The organism is Luteimicrobium sp. NPDC057192 (genome assembly GCF_042670205.1).
In the GTDB taxonomy this organism is placed as follows: domain Bacteria; phylum Actinomycetota; class Actinomycetes; order Actinomycetales; family Cellulomonadaceae; genus Luteimicrobium.
The window spans coordinates 17,624-29,453 of sequence record NZ_JBHUWD010000005.1; the positions used below are offsets into that span (position 1 = coordinate 17,624).

Sequence of the window (11,830 nt, forward strand, 5' to 3'; positions counted from 1 at the left end):
GCGTGACCTGCTAGAACGTCGCTCGGGGTGACGGATGTAGGGGCCCGTGTCACGGTGGAGACATGGGGACGATGGGACGGATCCGCAACGTCGCGGTCACGATGGGGCTCGCCGCCGGCCTGACGCTGGGTCTCGCGGGCCTCGCCGCGCCCGCGCAGGCGGCGACCACGACGGTCACGCTCACGGGGCCGTCGAGCGCTTACCAGGGCGTGTCGACCAAGCTCACGGTGACGTGGAAGGTCGGGGGCAAGGGCCACGCGGGCACGGTCGCCGTGCAGCAGCGCGTCAACGGCATCTGGTACGCGCTCGGGTCGACGAAGACCTCGAGCGCGGGCACGGGCACCATCAGCGTGAAGCCGCGCGCGACGGCGGTGTTCCGGGCGAGGACGTCGTCGGGGGTCTACTCCGCGGCCAAGACGCTCACCATCAAGGCGCCGTACGTGATCAGCGCGAAGGCGGCGTCGTCGACCATCACGAAGGGCCGCTCGACGACGCTCGCCGTCACGTACACGTACCGCGGCGCGAGGGTGTCGTCCGCGACCGCGAGGCTGCAGAAGAAGAGCGGCTCGACGTGGGCCACCACGGCCAAGACGGCGAAGATCACGAACGGCAGCGGGTCGGTGGTCGTGAAGCCGACGTCCACGGCCTTGTACCGGCTCGTGGTGTCCGGCAAGGCCACCAGCGCGGCGGTGAAGGTGACCGTCCGGACCACCGCGGCGACCGTGCCGTCGTCGTTCACCGCGAAGGGCTCGGGGTTCGGGCACGGCGTCGGCATGCCGCAGTACGGCGCCTACCAGCTGGCCCGGCTCGGCCACAGCTCCACGACGATCCTCAAGAAGTACTACACAGGAGCGGCGCCCGCGGTCGTCACCACACCGACGTCGATCGCCGTGCAGATCTGGGGCCCGGAGCCCTACGGCTACCCGGCCGGCAGCTACTCCGACACGGCGACCTCGACGACGGTCCACATCGACTCGGGCACCTGGCGGTTGCGGTCGTCGAAGGACACGACGCTGTACGAGGGCAAGGCACCCGTCACCGTGACGATCGGGGTCAGCGGCACCAAGGTCACCGCGACGTTCAAGGTCGCCAGCGGCACGACGACGGTCACCAAGAAGTACACCGACTCCCTGCTTCGGGTCCACTGGTCCGGGACGACCTACTACAAGCCGACGTCGACCAAGGCTGTCGCGACCGTGAAGGGCGCCCAGGGCACCTACCGCAACGGCCGCTTCACCATCACCGCCATCGGCGGCCACCCCAACGTCGTCAACGACCTGCGGCTCAACACCGAGTACCTGTACGGGATCGCCGAGATGCCCTCGTCCTGGGGCACGGGCGAGGGCGTGCACGCGCTCGCCGCGCAGGCGATCGTCGCCCGCAGCTACGCGATCACCAAGCTCGCCTCGAAGAATGCGAAGTGCGCCTGCAACGTGGTCGACGACGTCCGCGACCAGAACTTCACCGGCTGGAAGAAGCAGAACGAGGGCACGAGCGGCTACTACGGCAAGCTCTGGGTGGCGGCCGTGAACAAGACCCTGACGTCCACCACCCGGGCCAAGGCCCTGCTCTACGGCGGCAAGGTCGTCGCGACGCACTACTACTCGTCGTCGGGCGGGCGCACCGCGTCCTCGCAGGACGTGTGGGTCGCCAAGGTCCCGTACGAGCAGAGCGTCGCGGACCCGTGGAGCCTCGACGCGCCCGGCAACTCGTACCGGTCGTGGACGCGCAGCGTCTCGCAGTCGACCGCGAAGCGGATCTTCGGCCTGACCGACGTGAAGGCGATCAGCGTGTCGGCGAAGTACTCGAGCGGCCAGATGAAGACGCTCACGGCGACCTCGTCCACGGGCAAGAAGGCGAGCATCACCGGCAAGGCCGACACCCTGCGGGCGAAGTTCGGCTTCCCCGCGGCGTGGGTGTCGTCGTTCACGGCGAAGTAGCGCCGCTCCCGGGAAGCGGCGCCACCTCGCCCGACGACGGCGCTCACCGTCGTCGCTCGACCCGCCCGAACAGCGCCACGAGCCCGGCGAGGGCCGCCGCCATCGCGGCGAACCAGGTCAGCCGGGTCGACCACCAGTCCGCGGACCACGGCACCGGCAGCCGCTCGTGCATGGCGAGCATGACGACGCCCGCGACGGCGAACATCGCCGTGAGGTGCCACAGGTAGAGCGTCATGGAGCGGGCGCTGACCCACGTCACGAGCCGCGCGCCGCGACCCGACGTCGCCCACCGGGTCAGCGCGTCGCGCGCGAGGAGCGCGAGGCAGACCTGGGCGATCCCGAACGCGGCGACGGGTGCCGTCGGCGGGGCGAGGTTGGAGAACGCGTCCCCGGGCATCCCGACGAGGCTGATCGGGTAGGGGCCGGCCACGATGAGCGCTACCGCGGCGACGACGCCCCCGACGGCTCCCGCGACGAGCGCCGCCGGCCGGCGCGTCAGCGTGCCCTCGGCGTACGCGACCCCGAGCGCGAACGGGATCAGCCAGACGAGCAAGAGGTTCAGCCACCCGGCCGCCGGGTGTCCGGCACCGATGCGGAGCACGTCGACGCCGACGACGGCGACCATCGCGAGGCCCACCGCGGCGGGGAGGCGTTCGCCGAGACGACGGACCGCCTTCGTCACGAGCGTCGTCGCGGCCGTGAGTGCCAGGTAGACGCCGAGGAACCAGAGCGGCTGCGGGACCTTGTGCAGGACCGGGACGACGACGCCCTCGGGCACCCCCAGCGCGAGCAGCACCGCCGCCGCGCCGGCCCAGGCGCCGAGCAGCACCCCGACGGGCCGGACCAGCCGGCGCACCCGGTGGACCGTGAGGGCCCACGGGCCCCGCGTCGTGGCGCGGCGCTCGTGGCCGGCAGCCGCGCCCGCAGCGAAGAACAGGAGCGGGAGCGGCATCAGCCACGTCACGAGCCACCCCGGCCCCGACCCGAGCGCGTTGCCGACGTGCAGAGCACCGCCGCTGATGGTCGCGTCGACCATCGACCAGTGCAGCGCGATGACGCCGAGGGTGCCGAGCGCACGGACGACGTCGACGAACAGGTCGCGGGGCTTGCGCGCCGGTCGCCGGGCGGCGGCGGGGGTGGCGCCGGTGCGGACGGGGCGGCCCGGCGCCGGGTTGGGTGGCGCGGAGGGCCGGGTGACGAGCTCGTTCGACGGTTCCGCGGGAGGGGCCGCGGGCCGACGCGCGGGCGGGGCCGACGTGCCCGGCAGCGTTGCCGGACGGGGCAGGGACGGAGGTGCGGCGATGGCCATGGGACGCTCCTGAGACGTTTCCTCGGGGACGTCTCCACTCTCCGAAATCGCAGGTCAGCGCGGTATGGCGCCGTCCTCCGACCGTCCGGCGGGGACGCACGAGCGGGCGACGGGGGCTCTCCCCCGCCGCCCGCTCGGGTCGTCGCCTCAGGCCTCGCGCGGCCGCGGTGCGAGGCGCGCCAGGGCGCCCCCGGCGCGGTCGAGCGCCCCTGCCACCCAGCGCCGCAGCGCAGGCCCGACCCGTCGCTCGACGCCGTGGTGGACGAGCGCCGCGACCCCGAGCACGACGAGCAGCACCGACCCGAGCGTCAGGTAGGCCGGCACGCCGGACGGCACCAGGTGGATGAGCCACCAGCCCCACCACTCGTGCAGCAGGTAGACCGGGTAGGTCAGCGCGCCGGCCAGCACGAGCCCCGACCAGCGCACCCGCCGCAGCGGCGTCCACGTCGCGGCGAGCAGCAGGCCGAGCGCCGCCAGCAGCCCGACGCGGATCACGGTGGTGGACACCGGGTGCTCCGTGGTGGACGCGAAGCGGACCTGCAGCCGGGGAGCGAGCTGCCAGACGACGAGCGTCACGTTCGACGCGAGCACCGCGAGCCGCGCCGGGGTCGCCCCGTGCCGGGCGACGAGGAAGATCATCATCCCGGCGGCGAAGAGACCCGCGTACTGGTCGACGAGGAGCGCTGCCGGCCAGTTGATGCCGCCCGGCCACGACGACCAGTCCACCGGCAGCCGCGTCGCCAGCACCCACGCGACCGGCGGCCAGACGGCGCACAGCCAGGCCACCCGACGGGGCGTGAACCCCCAGACCATGAGGAGCCCGACCAGCAGGTAGAAGCGGAGCTCGGTCCAGAGGGTCCAGTACACGCCGTCGACGTCGTTCACCCCGAACGCCGCCTGCCCCATGGTGAGGTTCACCGCGACGTCGTGGACGCCCAGGTCCTTGCGCGGCCAGACGACGAGCAGCAGGAAGCCCGTCGACAGCACACCCAGCCAGTAGGCCGGGTAGAGCCGCCCCACCCTCGACGCCACGAACGCCGGGACCGTCCGGCCCCACGCGCTCATGAGGATGACGAACCCGCTGATCAGGAAGAACAGCTCGACGCCCAGGGCGCCGTAGACGGTCACGCCGCCGAGGTTCGGGAAGATGCGGGCGACGTCGGTGTGCCAGGCCGGGTTGTCGCGGGCGGTGAAGTGGTAGAGGACCACGCCGAGGGCCGCGAGGAGGCGGAGGCCGTCGACGAGGGCGAACCGTTCACGCGGCGGCGCAGAGGAGGATGCGGAGGCCGCGGGGCTCGTGCGGGCCGGCGGCAGGCGGTGCGGTGCGGGTCGGCGCGTCGCGGAGAGTGTCGGTGCGGGTGTCGGTGCGGTCGTCGGACGGGTGGCGGGCGCCGTCATGCGCCTCCCTTCGGGGCGGCCGTGCGGCTGCCTCGTCGGTGTCGTTTCTGCGTGCCTTGTTCCTGTCGTTATCGTTTCGTGATCTAGCGACCGTACGAAGACGGGGCGGTGCGGCGCAACCTGGCGGGCCCCGGTGCGCCCGATCGCCAGGAGACCCACAGGGTTCGTTCCGCCCAGAGCGGCGCACCGCCACAGCGGCGGCGTCGCACCCCGCGAGAAGCCACGCCACGCGCCCGCTGCGCGTCACATGCCCGGGTTGAACCACCCGACCAGGCGCCCGAGATGTCCGGAAGATCGGGGGCTCGGGGCCGAGCTGCGGCGGTCCGTCGCGCTACCTCGCGCGACTGGGCGGCCGACGCCGCCGGTGGCGCGGACAGCGGACCGGAGGCTACCCGCGCAGGTAGCGCAGGACCGCGAGGACGCGGCGATGGTCGGCGCCGTCGGGGGGCAGCCCGAGCTTGTCGAAGATCGACGTCACGTTCTTCTCGACCGCCCCGTACGACAGGAAGAGGCCTTCGGCGATCGCGCCGTTCGACCGCCCCTGCGCCATGAGCTCGAGCACCTCGCGCTCGCGGGGCGTGAGCCGCGCCAGGCCGTCGTCGCCGCGGGAGGCGCCCATGAGCTGGCTGACGACCTCGGGGTCGAGCACGGTCTGGCCGCCGGCGATCCGCTCGAGGGCGCCGAGGAACTCCCCCACGTCCGCGACGCGGTCCTTGAGCAGGTACCCGAGGCCGCGGGCGTCGTCGGCGAGGAGGCGGGACGCGAACTGCGTCTCGACGTACTGCGAGAACACCAGCACGCCCTGCCCGGGGTTCGCGGCGCGCAGCTCGATCGCCGCCCGCAGCCCCTCGTCGGTGAACGTCGGGGGCATCCGGATGTCGACGACGACGACGTCGGGCGCGCCGGGCCCGCCGTCCGCCACCAGCGCGGCGTACGTTGCGCGGAGGGCGTCGGCGTCGGGGACGGCCCCGACGACCTCGTGGCCCCTGCGCTGCAGGAGGGCCACGAGGCCGTCGCGGAGGATCGCGGAGTCTTCCGCGATGAGGATGCGCACTTACTTCTCCCCGGGGACGACGGTGGGCAGGAGGACGTCGACGCGGGTGCCGGCGCCGACGGGGCTGGTCACGTCCAGGGTGCCGTCGACGGCGCGCACGCGCTCGACGAGACCGGCGAGGCCGCTGCCCTCGCCCGGACGGGGGTCGGTGAGGTTGACGGCCGCGCCGCCCACGCCGTCGTCGCGGACGCGGATCCGGACGAACGTCGACGGCTCGGTCGAGCCCGGTGCGGGCGGACGGGGCGAGGCGGCCGGCTCGACGAGGACCCACACGGTCGACCCGTGGGCGTGCTTGGCGGCGTTGGTCACGAGCTCCGCGACCGCGTAGTACGCGAGCGCCTCGATCGCCGGGGCGAGAGCCTCCCGGTCGGCGAGCGCCGGGTCGACGTCGACGACGGTCCGCACGGGCGACCGCGCGGCGAGCGTCCCCAGCGCGGCCGCGAGGCCGTTGTCGAGGACGGGCGGGTGGATCCCGCGGGCGATCTCGCGGAGCTCCGTGAGCGCTTCCTTGGTGGAGTCGTGGGCGAGGGTGACGAGGCCGAGCGCGTCGTTCACGGCGGCGTCCTCGTCCCCCGTGCCCGACGACGCCCCGGCGAGCTGCTCCTTGGCCTCGCCGAGCTGCATGGCGACGGCGACGAGGCGCGCCTGGGTGCCGTCGTGGAGGTCGCGCTCGATGCGGCGGAGGCGGGCGTCGGCGTCCTCGACGGTGCGGCCGCGGGCGCGCTCGAGGTCGGCGACCCGGAGGCTGGCCCTGGTCGGGCCGAGGAGGTTGACGATGAGCAGGCGCGTCACGTGGACGAAGCCGCGCTGGACCTGCGGCCACAGGAAGAAGAACAGGATCCCGACGCCGGCCTGCGCCCAGATCCGCCCGGGCGTGTCGACGAACCACTGGTCGGCGTACTGGGCGCCGCGGTGCCAGGTGCCGTCGTCGGCCTGCTGGAGGGGCAGGAAGCGGTACCAGATGCCGTAGGTGATGGCGCCGAGCGAGTAGAAGAAGAACACGAGCGAGAACACGGCGCCGACGAGGTTCGTGACGAAGCTGAGGAACAGGAACGCGAGCGCGCGCCAGCCTGCGGCGTCGCCGAGCTGGCGGCCCATCCGGCCCCAGAACCCGCGCCCGGCGCGGAAGGGCAGGGGTGCCGGCACGTCGACGCCGAGCAGCGCCCGGCCCTCGGCCCGGTAGAGGCCGCCCCACATCCGCGCCCCCACGACGAGCCACCCGCCGACGTAGAGCCCGACGACGGTCACGCCGAACCCGGCGCCCGCGCCGATGGTGAAGAAGAAGTACGCGAGGCCGACGGAGCCCGTCACCAGCGTGCAGACGAGGAAGAGCAGCTCGCTCCAGGCGCGGCGCCGGAACGGCCCAGAGAAGAACCCGAGCGGCTCGCGCCGGACGGTGGCCGGCGGGGTACCGGTCGGGGCCGTCGTCTCGAGGGCCTGAGGTCCGGGGGTCGACGCCTGGGGGGTGGGTGCCATGGTCGTGCTCATGCCTCCATCCTGTCGGCCCGCGGCGTCCGGGCCCACGGGGCCGGCCGCCGCATCTAGGCGGGGGTTGTCCCCCGTGCCGCGTCACCCGGGCCCGCCGGCGGACCGTGCTCCTCTTTCGCCGCCAGCGCCGCGCGGCGCCCCGGTGCGGCGAGCACCTGGACGGCGACGACGAGCACGACGACGACCAGGGCGATCCAGAACGCTACCGCTCCCGTCGGATAGTGCCAGAACACGAGGACGAGACCGCCCAACGCCACGAGCGCGACCGTCAGCAGCAACGCGTACCGGGCGATCCACGCCTCCCACGGCCTGGGCTCGCGGGTCACGTCGCCCGCGTGCCCGCCCGACGCACGCCCGACCAGCCACATGAACCCGTTGCGCACGGCCTGGGCGGCGGCGCTCGGCCCGACGAGGAAGCTCGCGAGCGCCACGACCAGCGCGACGACGAGCACGAAGCGGAGGGTGCCGCGCAGCGGCTGCACGACGGTGTCGAACACGACGGCCGCGGCGCTGGGCGGCAGCACGTGCGCGGGGATCGCGCCGAGGTAGACGGCTCTCCCGATGGTGATGCCGAGCCCGAGCGCGATCATCCCGACCGCCACCGCGGACGCCACGATCACGACGGCCCGACGCCGGCGGCCCGGGGGCGCCACCCCGACCGCGGCCGCGGCCACGAGGAGCGCGATCCACGGCAGCCACGTGGCGAGACGGTCGAACGCGCGGGTCCAGCGCTGGGCCTTCGCGATGTCGTTGGACTGGAAGATCGTGATCGACGTGTCGACCTGCGGGATGTTGCTGGCGAACGTCAGCCCGCGCGCCACCAGCCGCTGCTTGACGGTGTCGACGACGGGCCCGAGGTCGAGCACGACGGCGCCGTCGGCGGTGGCCGTGAGCGCCTTCCCGCTGCCGCCGGTGAGGACGGCGACGACGTTCGCGTGAGCGGCGCGGTTCGCCTGCACCCAGAGGTTCGCGAACGCGTCGGACTGCACGAACCTCGTCACCTGGTCGCCGATGAACCCGTTGGCCTGGTTCGCGAGGACGGGCGCGAGCCCGACGACGGCCTGCGGCACGCGCGGGGCGTTCTCGGTGAGCGCGGTGAGCGCGTCACGCGTGAGGGTCTCGAGGTCGAGCTGCTGGACGATCGCGTCGGTCACCTTCGAGGCGACGGCGCCCTGCACGGCCGGGTCGTCGGCGAGGGGCGCGACCGTCGAGACGTACCGGTCGGTGTCGAGGAGCTGGCTGCGCACGTACCGCGCACCGACCGCCGAGATCGCGAGGAGCGCCGCCAGGACGACGAGCACCCCCGTGGCCGTCCAGCGCAACCAGCCCTTCGGCCGGCCCGCGCGTCCGGTCGTCGTGCCGGCACCCGGCGAGCCGGGCTCCCCGCCCGACGACGCCGCCTTCGCCCGCAGCCGCGTCACCTCGGCGCGCAGCGACTCCAGCTCGGTCCGCTCCTCGATGGTGAGCGGTGTGTTCTCGGTCACCCGACCAGCGAACCAGAACGCCGGCACGGCGCGCCTCATCCTCACAGGATGAAGTGCGCCGCGCCGGCGTCCCTCGTGGTGCGCGGCGACCGCGCGAGCCGGGTCGGGCTCAGTAGCGGTAGTGGTCCGCCTTGTAGGGGCCCTCGACCGGGATGCCGAGGTAGTCGGCCTGGTCCTTGCTGAGCTCGCTGAGCCGGACGCCGAGCGCGTCCAGGTGCAGGCGCGCGACCTTCTCGTCGAGGATCTTGGGCAGGCGGTAGACCTCGCGCTGGTACTGGCGGGCGCCGTCGTCGGAGCCGCGCGAGCCGTCCTCGAACAGCTCGATCTGCCCGATCACCTGGTTCGAGAACGAGTTGCTCATGACGAACGACGGGTGACCCGTCGCGTTGCCGAGGTTGAGCAGACGCCCCTCGGACAGGACGATGATCGAGCGCCCGGCGGCCTCGCCGTCGGGCCCGGCCTGCGTGAACGTCCACTCGTGGACCTGCGGCTTGATCTCGGTGCGGACGACGCCCGGCACCTGCGCGAGGCCGGCCATGTCGATCTCGTTGTCGAAGTGGCCGATGTTCCCGACGACGGCCTTGTCCTTCATCGCGACCAGGTGCTCGGTGCGGATGACGTCCTTGTTCCCGGTCGTGGTGATGAAGAAGTCGGCCTCGCCGACGACGTCCTCGAGCCGCGCGACCTGGTACCCGTCCATCGCGGCCTGGAGCGCGCAGATCGGGTCGATCTCGGAGACGATGACGCGCGCGCCCTGGCCGCGGAACGCCTCCGCCGCACCCTTCCCGACGTCCCCGTAGCCCGCGACGAACGCGACCTTGCCGCCGATGAGGATGTCGGTGGCGCGGTTGATGCCGTCCGGCAGCGAGTGGCGGATGCCGTACTTGTTGTCGAACTTCGACTTGGTCACCGAGTCGTTGACGTTGATCGCGGGGAACAGGAGCTGCCCCTGCTCGGCCAGCTGGTAGAGGCGGTGGACGCCGGTCGTGGTCTCCTCCGTGACGCCGAGGAGGCTCTCCGCGACGGTCGACCAGCGCAGCGGGTCGGCGTCGAGGGCGCGGCGCAGCACGGCGCGGACGACGTTCGCCTCCTCCGAGTGGTCGGGCTCGCCGGGGCGCGTGTCCGCCGGGACGGCGCCCGCCCGCTCGTACGCGACGCCCTCGTGCACGAGGAGGGTCGCGTCGCCGCCGTCGTCGAGGATCATGTTCGGGCCCTGCACGGCACCGTCGGCGCCGGCCGGCCAGACGAGGATCTGCTCGGTGCAGTCCCAGTACTCGGTCAGCGACTCGCCCTTCCAGGCGAAGACGGGCACGCCGCGCGGGTCCTCGGGAGTCCCGTCCGGCCCGACGACGATCGCCGCGGCCGCCTCGTCCTGGGTGGAGAAGATGTTGCAGCTCGCCCAGCGCACCTCGGCGCCGAGTGCGGTGAGGGTCTCGATGAGGACGGCGGTCTGGACGGTCATGTGCAGCGAGCCGGCGATCCGGGCGCCGGCGAGCGGCTGCGTCGGACCGAACTCCTCACGAAGGGCCATGAGGCCCGGCATCTCGTGCTCGGCGAGGCGGATCTGGTGCCGCCCGGCCGGTGCCAGCGCGAGGCTGCGGACCTTGTAGCGGCCGGGGACCTCGTCGAACCCGGTGCTTCCTGCGGACGAAGCGTTCTCGGACATACGTGCTCCTTGGACTTGTGCGCTGGGGGCTCCCGTCCGCGCGGGGTGGCCGACGCCGGGAGGCGGCGGGATCACGTCCAGGGTAGTCGGCCCGCCCCCGGTGACAACGTGTTCGCCGACGGCGACACTGCGCTCGCCGACGGCGACGCTGCGTTCGTCGACGGTGACGCCGCCTTCGTCGACGGCGACGTTCCGTCCGCCGACGGTGACGGACGGCCCGCCGACGGTGACGGACGGCCCGCCGACGGCGACATCGCGCTCGCCGACGGCGACCGCCCGACCTGTGGACAGCGCCGTCGTGCACAACCTGTGTACCGCTCGCGGCAGCCGTGGATACCTGGCGGCCACGATGCGTCGCATGACGCTTCTCCTTCCGTCCAGCATTTCCGACGACGCAGCCGAGCCCAGAACACTCGTCCTGCCACCACGCGCACCCGCCGGGCTACCGACCAGGTCGGTCCTCTTCGACGCACGACTCCGCGCTGCGCGCGCGCTGCTGCCCGACGATGCCGTCTTCTGCGGAGACACCGCACTCTGGATCCACCAGGTCAACTGGTTCGCGGGCGACGACAGCCCGATCCACGTCGCGATGCGGCACGCCGACCGCATCCGCCGGCGGGGCAAGCTCGTCGTGCGTGCACGTTCTCTGCACCCGGACGACATCGTCGACTCCGCATGGGGCCCGGTGACCTCCGTCGAGCGGACCGCGTACGACGTGGCCCGCGACCCTGTCATCTTCCGTTCAGTGCCCCGGCTTGACGCGTTGGCCCGCGCCGCCGACCCGACCGCGGACCTCCCCCGCATGCCGGACCCGACCGTCGTCGTGCCGCCGCCCTGCGGCATCGACCTGGACGGCGTCCAGGTCATCGTGGACCGCAACGCGGGCGCGCGGTGGATCCGACGCGTGCACGACGCCCTTCAGCTCATGGACGGCGGCGCCCAGTCGCCACGGGAGTCGAAGGTCCGCCTCCGGGTCGTCACCCTCGGCTTCCCGCGTCTCGAGACACAGATCGAGGTGTTCGACGGCGCGCGGTTCGTCGCGCGGCTCGACATGGGTTGGCGCGAGCTCCGGATGGGGATCGAGTACGACGGCCAGTACCACGAGCGACCCGACCAGGTGGCGCTCGACGTGGCGCGGGCGAGCGACGTCGTCGACTGCGGCTGGGCGCTCGTCCGCATCGACAAGGCCGCGTACCGCAACGAGCGACGCATGATCGATCACATCGCCCGGGCAAGGTCGGGTCGGCTCGCGCTCCTCCGCGCAGGCTGACGTCACCCTCGGCGAACCCGACGTCACCCTCGGCGAACCCGACGTCACCGCCGGCGAACCCGACGTCACCGCCGGCGAACGCGACGTCACCGCCGGCGAACGCGACGTCACCGCCGGCGAACGCGACGTCACCGCCGGCGAACGGGGCGTCACCGCCGGCGAACGGGGTGCACGTAGCAATCGAACGCGCGTGTGCGCGGGCGCGCGCGATACCGATTATT

General features: G+C 73.1%; 8 protein-coding genes. 2 read left to right on the forward strand and 6 right to left on the reverse strand.

From position 1 onward, the window contains the following. Window positions 1–62: 62 nt before the first annotated feature. Window positions 63–1,940, forward strand: coding sequence for a SpoIID/LytB domain-containing protein (locus tag ACFT5B_RS04140; protein ID WP_386796711.1), 1,878 nt, complete (start codon window positions 63–65; stop codon window positions 1,938–1,940). A gap of 43 nt (window positions 1,941–1,983) precedes the next feature. On the opposite strand, the gene ACFT5B_RS04145 is transcribed toward ACFT5B_RS04140, so the two are convergent. The 6 genes from ACFT5B_RS04145 to ahcY form a co-directional block, all read right to left on the reverse strand. Then, window positions 1,984–3,249 (reverse strand): acyltransferase, encoded by a 1,266-nt coding sequence (locus ACFT5B_RS04145; RefSeq protein WP_386796712.1) that lies wholly within the window; start codon window positions 3,247–3,249, stop codon window positions 1,984–1,986. A 147-nt stretch (window positions 3,250–3,396) separates the two neighbouring features. After that, the gene (locus tag ACFT5B_RS04150; protein WP_386796713.1) at window positions 3,397–4,647 is read right to left on the reverse strand and encodes an acyltransferase family protein; all 1,251 of its coding nucleotides are present in this window, start codon (window positions 4,645–4,647) and stop codon (window positions 3,397–3,399) included. Window positions 4,648–5,035: 388 nt separating this feature from the next. Further along, window positions 5,036–5,701 carry a LuxR C-terminal-related transcriptional regulator gene (locus tag ACFT5B_RS04155; protein WP_386796714.1) on the reverse strand — a complete coding sequence of 222 codons (666 nt, stop codon included), beginning with the start codon at window positions 5,699–5,701 and terminating at the stop codon, window positions 5,036–5,038. Further along, complete coding sequence (locus ACFT5B_RS04160) at window positions 5,702–7,189, reverse strand: sensor histidine kinase (protein ID WP_386796715.1); 1,488 nt, start codon at window positions 7,187–7,189, stop codon at window positions 5,702–5,704. 53 nt (window positions 7,190–7,242) lie between these two features. After that, window positions 7,243–8,673, reverse strand: a complete 1,431-nt coding sequence (locus ACFT5B_RS04165) for a hypothetical protein (RefSeq protein ID WP_386796716.1) — start codon at window positions 8,671–8,673, stop codon at window positions 7,243–7,245. Window positions 8,674–8,782: 109 nt separating this feature from the next. After that, window positions 8,783–10,339 carry an adenosylhomocysteinase gene (gene ahcY, locus ACFT5B_RS04170; protein ID WP_386796717.1) on the reverse strand — a complete coding sequence of 519 codons (1,557 nt, stop codon included), beginning with the start codon at window positions 10,337–10,339 and terminating at the stop codon, window positions 8,783–8,785. Window positions 10,340–10,697: 358 nt separating this feature from the next. On the opposite strand from ahcY, the gene ACFT5B_RS04175 reads away from it, so the two are divergent. Beyond that, window positions 10,698–11,609, forward strand: coding sequence for a hypothetical protein (locus ACFT5B_RS04175; RefSeq protein WP_386796718.1), 912 nt, complete (start codon window positions 10,698–10,700; stop codon window positions 11,607–11,609). Window positions 11,610–11,830 lie beyond the last annotated feature (221 nt).